Source organism: Stieleria marina (assembly GCA_007741555.1).
Lineage (GTDB): Bacteria > Planctomycetota > Planctomycetia > Pirellulales > Pirellulaceae > K23-9.
Window position 1 is genome coordinate 5,787,576 of record CP036526.1, and the last position, 18,493, is coordinate 5,806,068.

16 protein-coding genes and 1 tRNA gene are annotated in these 18,493 nt (G+C 54.0%); 10 read left to right on the plus strand and 7 right to left on the minus strand.

Annotated elements, in window-relative coordinates; all coding sequences use genetic code 11:
* Positions 1–34 precede the first annotated feature (34 nt).
* Positions 35–961, plus strand: coding sequence for a type II secretion system F family protein (locus K239x_RS20515; RefSeq protein WP_145420156.1), 927 nt, complete (start codon positions 35–37; stop codon positions 959–961).
* Between the two features lie 22 nt (positions 962–983).
* Here the strand turns inward: K239x_RS20515 and K239x_RS20520 are convergent, their stop codons facing one another.
* Positions 984–1,595 (minus strand): ECF-type sigma factor, encoded by a 612-nt coding sequence (locus K239x_RS20520; protein WP_145420157.1) that lies wholly within the window; start codon positions 1,593–1,595, stop codon positions 984–986.
* Positions 1,596–1,661: 66 nt separating this feature from the next.
* Entirely contained in the window at positions 1,662–2,285 is a 624-nt protein-coding gene (locus K239x_RS20525; protein ID WP_145420162.1) for a hypothetical protein, read from the minus strand.
* 424 nt (positions 2,286–2,709) lie between these two features.
* Here K239x_RS20525 and K239x_RS20530 point away from each other — a divergent pair, with 424 nt between their 5' ends.
* The 5 genes from K239x_RS20530 (at position 2,710) to K239x_RS20550 (ending at position 7,193) form a co-directional block, all read left to right on the plus strand.
* Positions 2,710–4,359: a type II and III secretion system protein family protein gene (locus K239x_RS20530; protein WP_145420165.1), complete on the plus strand. Its 1,650-nt coding sequence runs from the start codon at positions 2,710–2,712 to the stop codon at positions 4,357–4,359.
* On the plus strand, positions 4,356–5,024 hold the full coding sequence (locus tag K239x_RS20535; RefSeq protein ID WP_419189214.1) for a hypothetical protein: 669 nt from the start codon (positions 4,356–4,358) through the stop codon (positions 5,022–5,024). The genes K239x_RS20530 and K239x_RS20535 overlap by 4 nt, the downstream gene beginning before the upstream one ends.
* A 196-nt stretch (positions 5,025–5,220) precedes the next feature.
* Positions 5,221–5,802: a tetratricopeptide repeat protein gene (locus K239x_RS20540; RefSeq protein WP_419189215.1), complete on the plus strand. Its 582-nt coding sequence runs from the start codon at positions 5,221–5,223 to the stop codon at positions 5,800–5,802.
* Between the two features lie 219 nt (positions 5,803–6,021).
* On the plus strand, positions 6,022–6,738 hold the full coding sequence (locus K239x_RS20545; RefSeq protein ID WP_145420171.1) for a hypothetical protein: 717 nt from the start codon (positions 6,022–6,024) through the stop codon (positions 6,736–6,738).
* Between the two features lie 381 nt (positions 6,739–7,119).
* A tRNA-Val gene (locus K239x_RS20550) sits at positions 7,120–7,193 on the plus strand.
* A 573-nt stretch (positions 7,194–7,766) separates the two neighbouring features.
* Here K239x_RS20550 and K239x_RS20555 read toward each other — a convergent pair.
* On the minus strand, positions 7,767–8,078 hold the full coding sequence (locus tag K239x_RS20555) for a hypothetical protein (protein ID WP_145420173.1): 312 nt from the start codon (positions 8,076–8,078) through the stop codon (positions 7,767–7,769).
* A gap of 296 nt (positions 8,079–8,374) precedes the next feature.
* On the opposite strand from K239x_RS20555, the gene K239x_RS20560 reads away from it, so the two are divergent.
* The 3 genes from K239x_RS20560 (at position 8,375) to K239x_RS20570 (ending at position 11,019) form a co-directional block, all read left to right on the plus strand.
* Positions 8,375–8,593: a hypothetical protein gene (locus tag K239x_RS20560; protein ID WP_145420175.1), complete on the plus strand. Its 219-nt coding sequence runs from the start codon at positions 8,375–8,377 to the stop codon at positions 8,591–8,593.
* A 499-nt stretch (positions 8,594–9,092) separates the two neighbouring features.
* The gene (locus tag K239x_RS20565; RefSeq protein ID WP_419189216.1) at positions 9,093–9,926 is read left to right on the plus strand and encodes a response regulator; all 834 of its coding nucleotides are present in this window, start codon (positions 9,093–9,095) and stop codon (positions 9,924–9,926) included.
* 184 nt (positions 9,927–10,110) lie between these two features.
* Entirely contained in the window at positions 10,111–11,019 is a 909-nt protein-coding gene (locus K239x_RS20570; RefSeq protein ID WP_145420179.1) for a hypothetical protein, read from the plus strand.
* Positions 11,020–11,058: 39 nt separating this feature from the next.
* Here the strand turns inward: K239x_RS20570 and K239x_RS20575 are convergent, their stop codons facing one another.
* Complete coding sequence (locus K239x_RS20575; protein ID WP_145420181.1) at positions 11,059–12,504, minus strand: DUF1501 domain-containing protein; 1,446 nt, start codon at positions 12,502–12,504, stop codon at positions 11,059–11,061.
* A 5-nt stretch (positions 12,505–12,509) separates the two neighbouring features.
* On the minus strand, positions 12,510–15,041 hold the full coding sequence (locus K239x_RS20580; protein WP_145420183.1) for a PSD1 and planctomycete cytochrome C domain-containing protein: 2,532 nt from the start codon (positions 15,039–15,041) through the stop codon (positions 12,510–12,512).
* 353 nt (positions 15,042–15,394) lie between these two features.
* Between K239x_RS20580 and K239x_RS20585 the strand changes: the two genes are divergently transcribed.
* The gene (locus K239x_RS20585) at positions 15,395–16,156 is read left to right on the plus strand and encodes a PilZ domain-containing protein (RefSeq protein ID WP_145420185.1); all 762 of its coding nucleotides are present in this window, start codon (positions 15,395–15,397) and stop codon (positions 16,154–16,156) included.
* A 162-nt stretch (positions 16,157–16,318) separates the two neighbouring features.
* Here K239x_RS20585 and K239x_RS20590 read toward each other — a convergent pair whose 3' ends face one another.
* Both K239x_RS20590 and K239x_RS20595 read right to left on the minus strand, forming a co-directional pair.
* The gene (locus tag K239x_RS20590) at positions 16,319–17,074 is read right to left on the minus strand and encodes an MIP/aquaporin family protein (RefSeq protein ID WP_145420187.1); all 756 of its coding nucleotides are present in this window, start codon (positions 17,072–17,074) and stop codon (positions 16,319–16,321) included.
* A 21-nt stretch (positions 17,075–17,095) separates the two neighbouring features.
* On the minus strand, positions 17,096–18,469 hold the full coding sequence (locus K239x_RS20595) for a sulfatase family protein (protein WP_145420189.1): 1,374 nt from the start codon (positions 18,467–18,469) through the stop codon (positions 17,096–17,098).
* Positions 18,470–18,493 lie beyond the last annotated feature (24 nt).

Below are 18,493 nucleotides of genomic sequence, written 5' to 3' on the forward strand. Positions count from 1 at the left end.
TCACGTGTGATGTGATTCTAGGAAAGTCAAACGAATGCTACTCTTCTCGCTGATTTTTTTTTCGTTGACGTTCAGCATCTTTCTGCTGGGACGGCGATTCGTCCTGACACCATCGGCTACTGTGGATGCAGCTTCCACGCCAATTGACGCCGGGCCATTCTTGGGCGATTTCACCAGCCCGCTGGCGAGCGTGCTGCCGACGTCGTCCGCCAAGCGAATCCAGTTTGCAAAAGACCTTGTCGCGTCAGGCGACCATCGTAAAAACGCCGTCGATGATTTCCTGGCCAAGCGAAACGCTGGCGTGCTTGCTGCGATCGTGATCAGCGCTGTGATATTCGCATTGGGTTTGGCCGATGGCCGCGAACTTGTCGTCGCGATCATCCTGGGTGTGGTTTGCTTGTTCGCCTATTCATTACCACGAATCATGTTAAGCGGGCGAGCAACCCGTCGGACTCGCGCGATCGAAAAATCGATCCCCGACGTCATGGACATGATCGCCATGTCGATTCGCGGTGGGTTGCCGTTGGCAACGGCGATTGGTCAAGTCGCAAATCGGATGCAGGACATCTATCCTGACTTGGCAAAAGAACTGGGGATTGTCTTTCGGCAAACGCAATCTGGAGCGCCCGATCATGCGTACAACGGTTTCGCAAACCGGATCGACATCCCCGAAGTCGTTGCATGGTGTGCGATGATGCGACAAAGTCAAAAGCTGGGCGGCGGATTGGCTCCGGCCCTTGGCGACTACGCAAGCCGAATTCGAGTCGATCGTCAAAGCAAAGCGGAGCGAGTAGGCAACACTGCTTCGCTGAAACTATTGTTTCCCGTTGTGCTGTGCCTGGCACCACCGATAGCGATCTTGCTAATCGGCCCGGCAGTGATCGAACTGCGAGATTTTATCAATCGCGAAAAGGGAGCAACGATAGCTGCGTTTGAAGAAGTCGAACAAGTACAGCCCTAGCTCTGCAAAAACAAAGGTACGCTCACGAAGCTTTGTTTTTGGCCGGCAGTCGAGTGTCGGACATCTCGGCCATCAACCACGCTTTCGCATAAGCCCAGTAGCCATCTGCGGTACGGCGACCAATGCCCATTTGGTCAGCCACTTCATGCAGGGTCATTCCGGCAAAGAACCGCAACCGAACGACCTCTGCGATTCGAGGCTCCAACGACTGCAAAGCTGACAGCGATTCATTGAGCACCAATAGCTGGCCCTTCGTCTCTGGGGCGCTTATTTCGTCCAAGTCAATCATGACCCGGCAGAAATTTGCGCCGCGCTTCGCACGATTCTTTCGTCTTGCTGCGTCGACCAGAATTTGACGCATCACAGTCGCCGCCGCGTCAATGAACGCTTGTTTCTCGCTCCCGAATGCTGGGAGTCCGCGTTTGTCACTCCGACCGTACGCGAACCAATGCAAATAGACCTCGTGCACTAGCGCACTTGGATGCAGCGTTTGCTCCGTTTTTTCGCGAGCCAACAATTCCGCTGCCAGTCTGCGGAGTTCATCGTAGACGTTATCAAAGAAATGGTTCTTTGCGTCGACGTCCCCTTGGTCAGATGCAAGTACCAGGAGTGAAATCGAGTCAGTCGTCGTCATGCGTTCATTTCTCAGCCCCAAGTCCCAAACAACATCAATGCGCCGAGCCGTCGGCAACACACGCAGTTATTTCAACAGGTCGGACAGCGTTTGCGAGAGCGTTTCGTCCGATACAGATTGTCCTAACGTCGCGTCGCTCTCCGTTTTCGCTTCCCAGGCAAGTCGAGCGCGGCGGTATTCCCGCCAATCAGAAAACTCAAACGCTCGGTCCTTGGCCACCATGTCTTCCGATGATAGCTCCATCGCTTGCCGTTCAACGTGCCTGTAGACTTCCTCGAACACGTCTGCAGAATGGGATTTTGCGGAAACATGCGAAGGAGAATAGGGCCGGTGGTAGTAATACTGCTGCATGCTTGTGTACGGAATGCGACCCACTAGATTTCCGGGAGGAAGCAACCGTTGGCTTGACCAATGCAGTTTCCCTGTGCCAGCGGAACACTCGGCAACTTTCGCATTTTCGTGACTCAGTGGATCCAGGTCACACGCGCTCTTGGCTGCCTCTGTCGGTGCGCTGCAAACAGCGCAATCACATTCGCTGCCAGCGCGTTTGAACGGGTTACGCGACGGTGACTGAGCACAACAAACCGTGCAAACACACACGAGTACGAAAAAAGCAAGCAGTTGAAAAACTTGGGACTTGCTATCACTTTTCAAAACTCCAAGACACTGCCGTACTGCAATTTCTGTCATGGTTTGCCTCCGTGCTTGCATTTGCTTGACAGTGTTTCCTTCGGCAGTATTCAGCCGCACAACAATAAGAAGCATTTTTTCCGACACATTTTGCCCAACCTCCCAGCATCAACGTGAGATTCTGTCTGGAGATGCCCCACGGTTGGTAAAACGCTCGATGGCTTCGTGGAAGTAGAGCCCCGGCAGGTCTTGCTGATGAACTGGCTAACCTCAGCTGATGAGCTGGCTAGCCTTGCTGATGAAAAAACGTACAGGAGTGTGTGACCTACCTACACGACTAAATCTCGGCAGGCGCCCGACCGTGTGATAGCAAATGAGCTGCGTGTTTTACGCATTGGGGTTTCGTCTTCAGCTGCGAATCGTGTAATCGACGGAAAACCCTTACGGCAATCGCAGTACGAGGATCCGACGAATTTCGCTCACGATGCCCTCTCATTCTACCGCCTATCGAATCACGGCCTTGGCCGTCCTATTTCTATCGACCTTGATGTCGGTTGATTCGTTGCACGCGCAGATATTGGGTCAGCGACCGATTGCTGAAAAAACCGGGCCACTCGAATTCCCTTCGCCGCGTTCGATCGCAAAAGAACGCTCGTTGATCGAAGAAATCTACGAACCCGAACTGCTGCTACGCGTCGAACCGTCTCAGTCCAAGATCATACGAACCAAGGTCGCGGTACAGCGAACGGCCATTGCCAACCCTGAGATCGTCGACTTGCACGTGTTCGACAACGATGAGATCGAAATCATCGGCAAGAGCGTTGGTGACACCACGATCACCTTTTGGTTTGACGTCCCTGGAGTGGGCACACAAGTCTTGCGATACTACGTTGAAGTCGACAATGCACAGCAAGAACAACGACGACGCGAAGCGCGATACAAATCTCTGCAGTCGCGAATCAACGAACTGTTTCCCGACAGCCAGGTATTCTTGTTTCCAATCGACGACAAGGTGATTGTGCGTGGGCAAGCGCAAGATGCCAAAGAGGCATCGGACATCATGCGTTTACTAGGTGATGACGGCCAGCAACGTTCTTCCCGCGACTTTGATTTCAATCGCGGCAATGACCGGGGCAACGGCAACAATGATCGCAACGGTGTCGATGATTTCGATGATCTGGACGGCGACACGTTCATCAATTTGCTGCACATTGCCGGCGAGCAACAGGTGATGCTGAAGGTCCGCGTTGCCGAACTGGTTCGGAATTCCAGCCGAGGCGCTGGCAGCAGTTTTTCAGGGATCTTTGACTCCGTGCAGCTCAACAGCTCGCTTGCTTCGGGCGGCGCTTTGTCAGTCATTTTGGACGATGGCGATGTCGATTTCCTGCTGGGTGCAGTCGAAACACATGGCTACGGAAAGATCTTAGCAGAACCCACTTTGGTGACGCTCAGCGGCAAACCCGCGCAGTTTCTTGCTGGCGGAGAATTTGCGGTCCCAACGACGGTCGGTGTGGGAGGTGTCGGTGCGGCAACAACGACCTTTCGCGGCTTTGGAACCGAGCTGGAATTCACTCCAACCGTTCTCGACAAAGACCTTGTTCGTCTCGAAGTCTCCCCTTCGTTTAGCACCTTGAACTCGGACGCTACCGTGGGTGGCATTCCGGGGCTAAACCGACGAAGCGTCGATACCACCGTGGACCTGCGGGAAGGTCAATGGCTGGCGATCGCCGGTTTGATTCAAGATGAACAGGGTGGGCAACGGACCAAGATCCCGTACCTCGGCGACATTCCACTTGCAGGCCAGTTGTTCTCGCGACGTTCCACGTCGCGATTCGAAACCGAATTGGTTGTCCTGGTTAGCCCCCAGTTGATTCATCCGCTGGAAACCGAACAAGTACCACTTTTTCTACCAGGCATGGAAGTCACCGACCCAACCAACTCCGACTTTTTCGTTCGCCATTTGGTCGAAGGCTACCAAGGATTCGAGCATCGCAGCACCGTCTGGCCCGTTATGCAAAGCCAACACAAAGGCTTTGAAACAGGCGGCTTTCGATCGGGATTCTTTCGCAGCGTGACGAGCACTCTAGCCCTGCACGACACCTATTTCTCTGGCAAATGCGGGCTGTCCAAGTGAATCAATGCGCAACCCAGAGTGCCGCTAAAACCTCTGTCCAACCGATCCAGCCAGCCGCATCGCCAGCTTTCGCGATCATGCTGTTGATCGCAGGTCTGTGCAGCGGATGCGGCATTCCGTTGCCCGGCGGATCCATGGTCGAGCCAGCTATTCTGGGAAGCAAGGTTGATGAAATCAATCAGCTGCAGGAAGAAAATGCGGAGCTTGCGAAATTGATTGTTTACTGCCATGAATTCGAAATCAATTTACAACAATCGCTGCTAGACAAAGCGCCCGACGAACAATCCACCAGCACGTTTCGGTTCAACCCTGAAACACGTGCCCGCGGAATTCGCTTGACTCCGTCCGGCGAAGATCACATCAAAGAGATTGCCGACTTTCTGAGTAATTCGCAGCAGTACGACGCACACTATTACGCAGTCGTGGAACGAAGCGAAACAAGTAAACGATGGGCTACCAGGCACCACTACCCTGTCCACAGGAACCCCGAACTGGATGCTATGCGGCGTCTGGTGGTGGTCACAGCGCTCGAATCTTTGGGAGTCGAAAACGCTGACGAACTGGTCGTGATTGCACCGGCGTTTCCAACGGGAATGAATGCCACCGAAGCTGCCTCGGCCTTTCAGCAAACCCAGCGTACCCAAGGTCGAAATCTCGGCAACTGATTGGCGTTCAAACGTCAGACAACAACTTTTGATGACTCAAACCCGCCTACTTTCCGCGTTCCCCCCCCAAGTTCGTTGCTTCGCAACGTGCGTTGGTGCGCTGCTGCTGGCATGCCAACTTGGCTGCGTCTCTTTGGTCCAATGGCCGCAAAGAACAAGCGAACCGCCTACTGAAATTCGGTTCGGAATGGCTCGAATGCTGGAACGCAATAAAGCATTCGCTGAATCCGAGAAGCTCTACAGAGAAATCCTTGTCTCCGAACCGGATCACCCAGAGGCCCGGCATCGACTGGGCGTCGTTTTACTGCGTACGGAGCAAATCGATCAAGCGATCAAATGCCTTTCCGACGCGGTTCAGCAAGGCGATCCGTCAACCGGACTGTTGGGCGACTTGGGATACGCACAAATGCTTGCTGGCGACCTACCCGCCGCAGAACAAACGCTCCGCACCGCCGTCGAAGCGGCGCCTGACAACGAACGCATCGTGAACAATCTGGGCATGGTCGTCGGCTTTCAAGGAAACACAGAAGAGAGCCTGGCACTTTTTCGGCGCGTGAACAACGAATCCGAAGCTCAATCCAATCTCGCTTTCGTTCTGTCGGGACTCGGCAAACTCGATGACGCCAAAGACCGCTACCACCAAGCGCTCAATCGAGACCCAAAACTAAAGCAAGCTGCTAGAGGTTTAGCCGAATTCCATCGCACTTTCGAAGCTGCAAACAAATCGAACAGCCCGGCACCACGAAACAGCAAGTCATCTCGAAGCCCGTTGCAATAACTGGCGCATGAAAAAAATCCGTTGCGCTATAGAATCAACCAAAACGCCAAACCGAGAAGCACCAATGGGTTCTTGCTAGCAACCCCAGTCAACCATTGAACCTCGCCACAGCTGCGATGCGATTTCGACTGACTGCGATTTCGACGAGAAAGGACAGTTGATACGCCACTCACGTTTTGACTTAGACGACTCACAAGACATACACCAAGATCAATCATCATGAAGAACTCTTTTTTTCTTTGCCTCACGCTCCTGCTGGCGTCGGCTGCAGAACGTTGCGATGCCGCCATCGTCACTGTTACTGCCAGCGGAACCGCCTATTCAATTCATGACGCACTCTTGACTGATGCGAAAGCGGGCGGCTTCGTAGAAGTGGGCGACAAGTTCACCGTTGAATACACAATCGACACATCGCTCCTGACATCTCTATTTCCGATCTCAGGGGAGCCAGCCTTCTCCACAGACGCAATCACGTCGGTGTCACTCGCCCACGCGCGACGGGAATCTCCAGGAGTCTTCGCGTCCAGCGTTACGGAATTTGATTCAACCAATTTCGGGACCAACACGAACAATAATTCTGTCCGAATCACAGACGAATTGGTCAGCCTGGGCGCTTCGGTACAGTCGCGTGCGCATGTTTTTAGCGAAAACTATTTTTACAACCGGGTATTCGTCCAGCTTACGGGGCTCAATCTTGATCCCAACACAACTGACATTGCCAGCACGATTGTCAACGGTGTAAACGGCGCTGGAGTGATTCCATTTGTCGAAATCACGACCACTCACAAAGACAGCAACACCAATGCGACGATTCTATTGAACAATGTGACAACGTCCTCCTTCATCACCGCGGTGCCGGAGCCCTCTTCGTGCGCCGTCCTCGGATGCATCTGTGCCGTCGCCACATTGAGACGCAAACGCAGGCAAGGTCAATGAATGAGTTCGCTGCGATGGCAAATTCAGTTGCTCCGGCGTTGTGATTTTTCAACGCCCCTTTCGGATCGAGCAATTGGCGAACCCTACTTAGCAAGTGGATCTGGAATGCTGGACACACAACAAGTCGTCGCATGAGTAAACTGATCGTGTGTGTGCAAAACCCGGTAGCTAGAATCCGTGGCAGCGTATTTTTTCACGCTGAGCAAAGTCGCACAACTCTCCGAGTTGTTAGCGCTATCGACTCTGAAAGTCGAGCGACAAAGGCAGGCTGCCTCGTTTGAAAAAGAGACTTGCCCTGAGGGCAAATCCCTTTGTCTTGCAGACTCCGATTCGTCCAGCTATTGTTCACGGCTGAATTTTAGAAACGCCGTGGTTGCCCACGGGCGATTAGCTCAGTTGGTTAGAGCGCTGCTTTCACACGGCAGAGGCCACAGATTCGAATTCTGTATCGCCCATCACGTCGCTTTGCTCCGAGTGGGGCAAAGTGGCCTGTAGTGGAATCGAGCCACGTTTTGCGGTGTTTTTTCTTGGACTTGCTTCTCCGGTCCATCACGTGCGGCCCGCATCTGCTTCGCTTTCTTCAGAGTCCGACGATGCGTTTTTGGGCGTCGTTTCTGATGGTTTCGTTGTTGCGGTCTCGCAGACTTCTTTGCGGGCCATCGCGTACCACGCGTTGGGACGGCTTGCGTCTGAGAAGGTGCAATGCTTCGGTCGCATCAGTGACAGACGGTCGATCAGTTCGACGAGTATCGCTCGGTCGGCCCGCTGTTAAAGGCCCGCTCGCTAACGCTTCACTGGCCTTCGTTGTTGCGATCCATCAAATATTACAGCACTGGCCGGCTTGCTAAGACAGTCGCAGCAGGGTGACGCTCTCGCCCCATGGCTACGGTGCGTCAACGTTTGCGTCCGTCATTTCGCGTTCCTTAGTGGTTGCGATGACTCCAACCGACGCCTTGGGCACAATGTTTCAAGGCCCACGTCCACCCCGTTGGTGATGGTTGGATTGCAACGCCGCTCACTTGCATTGACTACGACCAGCCGAGCTTTATGAGATCCTGTTTGAGCGACTCTCTGCCTACCGATGGATAGAAAACGACTGGGTTGGCTAGATTTGGCTGTGAGTGATGAAAGCGAATGCCGCGTTTGAAGATACCCAGCACAGAAGTGTCCTGGTAGCCTTTGAAGTTTTCACGGCCAATCCGATACGAACGGCCTCCCGAGCTGATTGTCAGAACAGTCTTGGTGACGGTTAACTTCACGAACAACTGCGCCGTATACCAACCAACACGCATGGATCCACCGAAATTCAATGGTTCGGATGAAGGTTGAGAATTGGGCATGTGCTTACCGGTCTATCGGTAGAATTGAAAGTTGGATTGCGTGCGAGTGATACTACGGCACAGACGATAACCGGACGCAGGCAGAGAGCGCAGCGTCACCTATCGCCCCAGTGTATCATTGCGATCGGGCATGCTTAACGGCCGCCCGCGTAGAATTTGACGACAAGGGCTTTGCAACGTGGTGGCGAGACACGCCCTACCCCGGTGCGTCCATTTGGTTTTGTCTGCCGACTTGAAAGTCCTGCCCTTAGTCTGCGGCGATGGCAACGGGGCACCTACTTCGATGATTGGCCCCGATGACAAACCCGTACGAACCGCCCCCGGAAACCAACCAAGACGACAAGCTGCCATCGAAACCACGCAAATGGATTCGCAAGGTCGTTCTCTTTTTTGCTTTGTTCGTTGTCCTTGCGACGGTTGGCAGCCTGGCAAATACAGGGCAGGGATACTGGGTGACATTTGTGTTGTACGTGCTGCTGGGCTGCGTCTACCTTTGGCAGGTCAGGGAATCGTAGCGTTTGGTAGCGGTCAGAACCGGTGTTTGCGGTCAGTGGTTCGCGCGATTGCCAATTCAGCAAGGACCTTTTTCCAGCAGCGTGAATGCGAAACAAAATGCAATGCGTTCGGCAGGGAGACAATGCACTCGGCTGGCAGGTTGCGACGCAACGTACGGCTCGCTCATAAAATCGAAATCAGACCATCGCGAATGGTGTCTCTTCGCGCCGCAACCATCGCGTTAAGTGACGATGGCTAGCCTCCCACATTGCAATGCAAGCATTGCTGTTGCCCACCCAATGCGACACGGGCGATGCATTGCGGTTAGCCACTGAATTTGCATTTCGCGAAGTGATTGTGTTGCAAATTTTTTAAGTGCTATTGCACGAATTTGCGAACCGCATCAGGCTACTCGGATCGAGCAGGGAAGCCCGATTTGCTTCGTCCCCTTGAGGCATGGATTGCTTAGAGGGGCGAGTTTATCGTTGCGCATCCAATCAAAGCAAAAAGGATATTGCTATGCTCGTGTTATCGCGTGGTGAAAACGATCGAATCGTCTTTCCTTCTCTGGGCATCTCCGTAGAAGTTTTGAAAATGAAGGGTTCGAAGGTCGCGATCGGAATCGACGCGCCTCAGCATATCCGCGTCGTTCGTCATGAATTGCTCCAAGCCAGTGACGCGTACCCAGATCAAAGCGTTGATGCTGAAGTGAATCAAATGCGTCAGCATGAGCTTCGCAACGAGATCAACCGAGCGACGCTGAAGTTGCAGATTGCCGCCAAACTTTTTGAGAATGGCGAAACGAGCGAAGGGCTGGCCGCCATGGCAAAAGGCATCGCTGAACTGTGTGCCTTGGGCACCGACGTGGCCACCCAAGAAAACCAGGTCAGCGAAACAGCCGCGCCGTATCTGTGTGACGGTGAGTCGACCGTGTTTGCGAAATCCAACGCTCCCAACGGCGGCAAAGTGCTGTTGGTCGACGACGACGACAACGAACGCACGTTGATGGCCAGTTATCTGAATCGCTGCGGGTTGCATGTTGACCAAGCCAGTGACGGACTGAAAGCCATCTACGCTCTGTCCAGCAACATCCAACCGGATGTCGTATTGCTAGACATGAACATGCCCAACCTGAACGGACGCGAAACGATCAAGCAAATTCGAGCTTGCAGTCCCCGTCCGAACGTCCCGGTCTTTGCCGTCACAGCAGAACCAATCGAAACATCGGGCGTCTCCATCGACGAAAATGGAGTCACGGGATGGTTTCAAAAACCGGTTCAGATTGACCAGATTGTCAGCGCGATCCAGCAGTGCGTGCCAGCGGCAGCCCCCGAAGGTTGCCAGGTCGTTTGAACCATCGGTTTAGCAAACGCCGCGACAAGAGCAAGCCATCGCTGGCTGAGGGGCCTCTGCTACTGAGCCCCTATTCGCGGTCATTGGTTAGCGGGTATTTGCTAAACTGGACGGTAAACGAGCGTTCGATTCTGTCGATAGCGTTCTCTACGATTTGGATCGCGAACTGATTGATGCAATCGCTATGCCTGGAAACGTCGATTCGGGAACAACGAACTACGCGTTCCGACAAAAAGTGATTTTGCTGATCGCGGTCCTGATGGGCATCACGTTTATCATCGTGCAGTTGTTCCCGCAGGCGCTGGGCTCCGGCGTCGGGATTTCGGTAGCGATCGGAATTGCGATCGGCAGCGTTTATTTATTCTTGGTGTACCGATCCAAGCGTCCCAGTAATCGATGGCTGCTGGTTTTGGCTCCGATCGCATTGGCAATCATCCTTGCGGTTTGCTTCACACCGAATTTCCAACGTGCCAAACTGGAACAACAACTGGTCGGCCTGGGCGCGGAAGTCACCACGCACACTGACCCTGGCGATCAGGTTTGGTTTCGATGGCACGGCGTCTATCTGCCCGCTTGGACGAAACAAATGCTGGGCCCAGCGTTTTTTGGATCGATCAATCGGGTTCGGTTCAACGAACCGGCAAACTTGACCGGGCTGCTGGAGGGATTGCCAAGGCCCGAGCCAATCTCAATCCTTTTTGTTGCCGGCGTAAACACCGATCCAGAAATGCTTTCGCACTTGGCATTGGCTTTTGATGCTGAGCAAGTTTTACTGAATCAGGTCGCTGCCAACGAACAATCATTGCACCAGTTTGCCGCCAACCCTTCGATGCGATGGGTCGTCATGATCGACACCGACATCACTCGGTCGCAGGCGCAAACCTTTCTCGCACGTAACCCAACGACGATGGTCATTTATGGAACTCGGCAGTCCTATGGCAGGCTGACAAAGAACACGACGGGCACGCCAATCAACACCCAAACGGCCAGCACCAAAATTGCGAACACCAGCGGAAACCCTGACGGCAAACCCAGCGACAACACCACCGACGGACTTCCCGGCAATGATGCCGACAACGCGCCGAAACCTTGACGCAAACGGATTCGCCCCTCAACGTTTGAGGGCGTGAGATCAAGCCAAGATTTGCTTGACCACGTGCGCTTCTTCGACGCCGGTCAATTTTTGGTCCAAACCCAGAAATGGAAAACTAAGCCGGTTGTGATCAACGCCCAACTGATGCAGGATCGTGGCGTTTAGATCACGCACGTGGACAGGATTCTCTGCGATGTTGTAGCTGAATTCGTCGGTTTTTCCGTATTCGATGCCGCCTTTCATCCCACCGCCGGCCATCCACATGCTGAAACAACGCGGATGATGGTCACGGCCGTAATCCGTATGCGTTAGCTTTCCCTGGCAATACGCAGTGCGTCCAAATTCACCGGCGAACACAACCAACGTGTCGTCCAGCAAACCGTTTCGTTTCAGGTCTTTGATCAAAGCGGCTGCCGGCTGATCGACATCTTTGGTCTGCCCACGCAGTTTGTCCGGCAGCCCCCGGTGGTGATCCCAACCACGATGGAACAGCTGAACAAACCGCACGTCACGTTGGACCATGCGTCTGGCCAACAAACAATTCCTGGCAAACGAACCACTCTTTTCGACTTCGGGTCCATACATCGCAAGCGTCTCGGCCGTTTCTTGCGAAAGATCCGTCAGCTCTGGGACTGACGTCTGCATTCGAAACGCCATCTCTTGCTGCGCGATCGTCGTTTGAATTTCGGGATCACCTACTTCGCTAAGATGTTCTTGGTTGAGTGATTTGACCAAGTCCAACATTCCACGACGACTACGTTGGTTAACACCAGCCGGGTTGGACAAGAACAGCACCGGGTCACCGGACGGCTGAAACTGAACCCCCTGGTGTTTGGACGGCAAAAATCCGGAGCCCCACAATCGACTGTAAAGTGCCTGAATGTTTGCCTGGTCACCGCTCCAATACGCCGAGTTAAGCACGATGAAATCCGGAAGATTTTCGTTCATCCGCCCCAACCCATAGCTGAGCCAGGAACCAAGACTGGCTTTGCCCGGGATTTCCGAACCCGTGCATATCAACGTTTTGCCAGGATCGTGATTGATCGCATCGGTGTGCAACGATTTGACGATGCATAGATCGTCAACGACGCCGGATAGATGCGGTAACAATTCGCTCATGTACAGCCCGTTACTACCGGCCTGTGCGAATTTGAACATCGACGGAGCGACAATCTGCTCCTTGCCTTTGGTCATCGCCGTGACCCGCTGCCCCATGCTAACGCTTGGCGGCAATGGCTTTTTGAACTGCTTGTGCAAATCCGGTTTGTAGTCAAACAAATCGATCTGGCTGGGCGCGCCCGCCATAAACAAAAAGATGACTCGCTTTGCCTTCGCTGGAAAGTGAAGTCCTTCACTGACCGAGGCAGCCGATGCGTGCCGTGATCCGACGACCGACGCCAACGCGGCTGATCCCAAGCCCATCGCGCTGTCGCGAAGGAATTGCCGTCGGCCCTGCAACTGATTCATCTGTTCGATTGAATTCATCGTTCCTACTCGCGTGTCTTGGTGGTATCTAAATTCAGCAACGAATGGACCAGCATCGTCCACGCAGCAAGTTCGACTTTTTCATCCTCGGCACCGTCATCGGTCGCCTGCTTGTCACTTGGCATCATCTGCTCGGTCAGCTCAGGATCGTTCTGATAAACCTGTCGAAATTGATTGACCGCCCCGAGCAGGATCTTGGTCTGCTGATCGGTGGGCAACCGTGCTGTCACGGATTCGTACGCATCGACAATGCGCTGCGTGTCAGACTGCTGGGTACCGGACTGCTGGGTACCGGACTTAGTCGTGTCGCTCAACAGTTGTGCCGCGAAGTGCCTGGCGGCTGCAAAGTGCTGCCCTTCATTCATCAGCAGGAGAGCCTGCAAAGGCGTGTTGGTGCGTTCGCGGCGAGCGATGCAGCTTTCCCGCGTAGGTGCATCAAACACCGTCATCTGCGGAGGCGGCAAACCGCGTTTCCAAAACGTGTAGACACTACGTCGATAAATATCTTGGCCGCTATCCGGTTTAAACTGGCTTGGAAAAGACGACGGCATCGCAACAATCTTCCAAAGCCCGGCCGGCTGCGGTGGCTTGACGCTCTTGCCGTAAAGTTCGCTGTGCAGCAAACCGCTGACGCTGAGCAGTTGATCGCGAACGACTTCCGCATCCAACCGAAACCTTGATCCGCGAGCCAGCAAACGATTCTGGGGATCGTCCACAAAACTCTTTGGCTGTGCATGAGAAGTCTGGCGATACGTTTCTGACAACACAATCGATCGCACCAGATTTTTGACATTCCAGCCCGACTGAGTGAAGTGCATCGCCAAGTAGTCCAATAGTTTTGGGTGGCTGGGCGATTCTCCCTGCGAACCAAAGTCCTCAGATGTTCGCACCAATCCCACACCAAAAAATCGCTGCCAAATCCGGTTCACGGTAACGCGTGCCGTGAGCGGATTTTGTGACGACGTGAACCAATGGGCCAGATCCATCCGAGTTTTTTGTGGGCTATCGGATGTCATCGGCGGTAAGAACGCAGGCGTGTCTCGCTGAACTTCTTCGCCGGGCTGATCATAAGCACCGCGAATCATGATGTGCGTTGGACGGACGTCAGCGCGTTCTTTCATGACCAGCGTGGCGGGAATTTCGAGCAACAGCTTGTCGCGGCGCTGCTGCATTTGTCGCTGCGTCTGAAGCAGGCGTTTGACTGCCGCATTCAACGATTTCAGCGTCTGCTGGGCGATCGTGCGCGACACATCCTCCAGGACGCCGTCCACCGAATCATCTTTGGGCTCCGGTGCGGGACCGAGCTTTTCGAATCCTTTTTTCGCGGCGACTTGCCGTTTTTGCATCGCTTTGACCTTTGGCGCCAGCTTTGCCAGATCAGCAGTCAGTTTTTTCAACTGCGTGGCTTGCTGCTCGCTGGGCAACTCGAGGTACGGAGGCTGAAGCCCCCGTTTGAATTCCACCGTGCCACGGCTTCCCGTTTCAGGTTGACCATCGAAGTTATTAAAGAACGCCGAAAGTTGATAAAAATCTCGCTGGGTGATCGGATCGTATTTGTGGTCATGGCAAACCGCGCATTGCATGGTCAGTCCCATAAACGCGGTGCCTACAGCGGCGACGCGATCGACGACGTTGCGAAACGCACTTTCTTCGGGCAATGCCGTGCCGCGATCAATGATCAAGTGCAACCGATTAAAACCCGATGCGATCAATTGGTCGTTCGTTGGATCGATGTGTAAATCGCCAGCTAGTTGATCGGTGATGAATTGGTCGAAGGGAACATTGTCGTTGAATGATCGGATGACCCAATCGCGATAGGGCGTCATCTCCCGATAGTGATCGTGGTGCAGCCCGTTGGTGTCCGCAAAGCGAACCAAGTCCAACCAGTAACGCGCCATGTGTTCGCCGTACGCGGCCTGGCTTAACAATCGATCGACTAGATGCTCATAAGCCTTGTCTGATTCGTCGTTCAAAAATTCGTGAATGGATTCGCGTGTTGGCGGCAAACCGGTTAGATCCAAACTGAGCCGCCGAATCAAAGTGCGTTTGTCCGCCCGCGAGCTCGGCTGCAATTGCAGGTTTTCCAGACGCGACAACACGAATTGATCAATCGGCTGATTGCTCCACGTTTTGGATTTCACGTTTGGAATCGAAGGATCGTCGACGGGGACAAAAGCCCAATGCTGTTGGTAGGCGGCACCCGCGTCGATCCATTCAGTCAGGACTTGAACCTGATCTTTCTTGAGCGGCTTGTTCAGATCCGGCGGAGGCATGATGACATCAGGATCGTCCGACGTGATGCGATCCACGATCTCCTGCAGGTCGACGTCGCTGGCGACATCCAATCGCAAATCCGCTTCGCGATGAGCTTCGTCGGGACCATGACAGGCAAAGCAGTGGTTGGACAAGATCGGACGCACATCGTGCCGAAACGAGGCGGTCGGTTGCTCATTGTCCGCAGCCAACGCCGCAGCGGGGACTGCCAGCAGCACGGCAAAAGCAACGATGCGGGAGACGATTGAAAGTAAGTCTGACATGTTCACTTTTTGACAGATCCGCTGGACGATTCAGCAATGGAAAACTGGACGATTCAATGAAGCAATGAAGCTGATCACATCCATGATAGTCATCTCTGGGCGATCTGACTGCCGCACCGACTGCGTTCCGCTATCTGCCCAGGCAAAGGCACGGTCATTCCGCGTCCGATGCAAGCCTTCCCGTCCGATGCACGCATTCGCGTCAATCGACACAATCCAGCCAACCGGCATGACCGATGATCCAGGCAGCTGTTTCAAAGACAATGATCGCCTGCACAGGCGGTTGGCTCCTTTTACGTGAGCTAAGACCCTAAAGAGAGTCACCGATCCATCTGCCGGTTGAGTATAGAAAAATGGAAGACGAAGCAACACTTTGCGTCCGAAAAGAGCGTCGCTACAAGACGTGCGACGACCAATCGCTGCGCTGCGACACATTCGTTGAATTCGATGAACCGGTTCAAGGCAACGTGATCGACATTTCGCCCGGCGGGCTCAGAATGTTGTCTGAAGGCACTTTCAAGATTGGGCAACCGTTTGTCACGGAACTGAAAACCAACGAACTGCACGGCGTCTTTCCCGGTATCGTGCGACGAGTCGAACCGTGGGTCGACGGCAAGTCGGTCTTGGGCGTGCAATTGCTGGAATCGATTCCAGAAGAAGTGCTCGAGTCGCTGGCTCACGAAAACGTGATCAACCGACGTCGTGAAGACCGAGTCGACTGGCGGCAAAACGCCAAGCTGAATTGGGAACTGCACGAATCGCAAGTCGACATCGAAATCCAAGACTGCTCCAGCGGGGGCCTAAAAATCGCTCTCAAGGAACCGCTTCCCGAAGGCGCTCGATTGCGAATTCACGTGCTGTCGCCCGACACCGATGAAGAAACCATCATTGCAGCCAAGACGGTTTGGCAAAGCGAACGCAAAGGCACGTTTGAAGCGGGACTCGCATTCATCACCCGAGAAATCCCTGATCTCGTCGCCGATGTTCTGAGTCACGGAATGGTGGCCGAAGTAGATTCACTGAATCGCAAACGATCGATGCGACGGAGCGTTCTGGTCGCAGCAGTCGCCACCGTGTTGTGCTTGGCACTAACCCAAACCGGATTGCTAGGCTAAATACCGCTCAGCCATCATCAGCCGCTGGCGCTAGCCCCGGGCCTTAACGGTCATTGCATCACGCTAATTGCCACCCGACACGGACAAAGACAATGTCCGCTTTGCCAAAAAAACAAACTTGGCAACGACAACGGATGTTAAACCGCGATTTCTTCAAAAACTTTAAATCACTTCGATGATTCGGTACGCCAACGCGGCGACGGCACCGCCGATGATGGGGCCGACGATCGGCACCCACGCGTAACTCCAATCGCAATTGCGTTTGCCAGGAATCGGAAGCACGGCGTGTGCACATCGCGGTGCCAAGTCACGGGCTGGATTAATCGCATAGCCGGACGTTCCGCCAAGCGCGATGCCGACGGCAAAGACAACCAACGCGACTGGTAGAGCACCGAGAGCTCCCAAACCGATCTCGCTGGAGGCGCCCGCACCGCCGTCGCCCGTGATCAATTTGGCACCGCTGGCCATCAAGACTGCAAAGACTAGGACGAACGTCCCGATTGCCTCGCCAAACACATTGTGCCCGTAACCACGGATCGCAGGCGAAGTGCAAAAGGTAGCCAACTTTGCGTCGGCGTCTGTCGTGACCGCGTAGTGCTGAAAGTAGAAAAGGTAGACGAGCACCGCTCCGGCAAACGCGCCCAGAAACTGCGCCGTGATGTAGCCCACGACCAGCGACCAACTGAATTTCCCAGCCGCTGCCAATCCGATCGACACCGCCGGATTTAAATGCGCACCGCTGGCTTCCTGGCTACAGATCACGCCCACATAAACAGCCAACGCCCATCCGATCGCAATCTGATTCCAGTTGGAATCATTCGATCCAAACGTTTTGGACAAACTAGCATTCGCATTGACACCACCGCCGATCAAAATCAGCAGGGCGGTCCCAAAAAACTCAGCGACATAAGCATCCATCACAGAACCAACCTTTTAACTTTAGAATGCGCTGAGCACTTGCCGCTCATTGACGGGATACCAAGCGTTGATCTTCTTTACGAGCCGCTCAACCACTTCGGGATGTTCTGCGGCAAGGTTGTTTTCTTCGCTGGGATCCGCTTCCAAATCAAACAGCTGCGGCCGTTTTTCGTTTCGCGGATGCGTCGACTTGTAGCGATTGACTTCGCCATCGTACGTCAACAAAAGTTTGTATTTGCCTTCGATGGCCCAGCGAAACAACAACGATGCTTCGGGGTTTTCGATATCGGCAATGTCATGAGCAAAGCCTTCGCCAAAAATCGTGTCGCGTTCGATGGGCTTGCTGCTGATCAGGTTGGGCAGCAAATTCACCCCTGGTAGGTCGTCGGGTATCGGTGCCCCGGCAGCCGCCAGCATCGTGGGAACGATGTCGATGCTGCTTGCTAATTCGGTTCGGTCCGCCGCAGCGAATTTGGCAGGCCAGCGGTACATGATCGGAGTACGCACGCCGCCTTCGTAGGGCGTTTGTTTCGATCGCGGAGCGTAGCCATTCTTGGCGGGATTCTGAATCCAGCCGTTGTCGGTGACATAGACGACCAATGTATTGTCGCGCTGTCCGGTTTCGTCGATTTTATTCAGCAATTCTCCACACGTTTCGTCAAACCAATCGCACATCGCATAGTACTTGGCCACGGTTGGGGTGAGATCACCTTGGCTGTACTTGTCGATCAAACGCTGCGGAGGATTGTGCGGCGTGTGGGGCAAGAACGGCGCGTACCACATAAAGAACGGCTTCTTTTCCTTGACCGCCATGTCGATAAATTGAGTCACCGGCGCCATGCCTTTGCGACCGATCGACAAACCATCATCACCATGGCGACCGCCTTTTTGAGGAAAGCCACGAGTCATTCCGTGAGTAAACCCGCAGTTCTGATAACTGCCCTCCCAGAGCTTTCCGCTTTGATGCGACAGATAGCCAAGTTTTCCGAGCGCCTCGGGCACCGTTTCAAATCTGTCCAAATACGAAATCAATTTGGCGCATCGCTGATTGTAAAGCTCCGATCCCCGCGCCGCATACTTTGGCGACGGGTCATTGCCAGTGACGCCATGCGTCGAAGCGTAATGACCAGTCAACAGCGTCACCAGCGAAGGGCGACAAAGCGCGGTGGGGACATAACCGCGGCGAAATAAAACGCTTTCGGAAGCCAGCTTATCCAAGTGCGGCGACTTGATGTCCGGATGCCCCATGAACCCGTAGTCGGTCCACGCTTGGTCATCGGAAATCAGCATCACGATGTTGGGAGGTTGCTGGGCAACGGAGCGATCCGCGGCTTGAAAAAAGACGGTCGTCGCGCCGACCATCACCAAGGCTATTTTTCGTAGGTTTGTGTTCATAGGGAGAGATCATAACCGGACGCG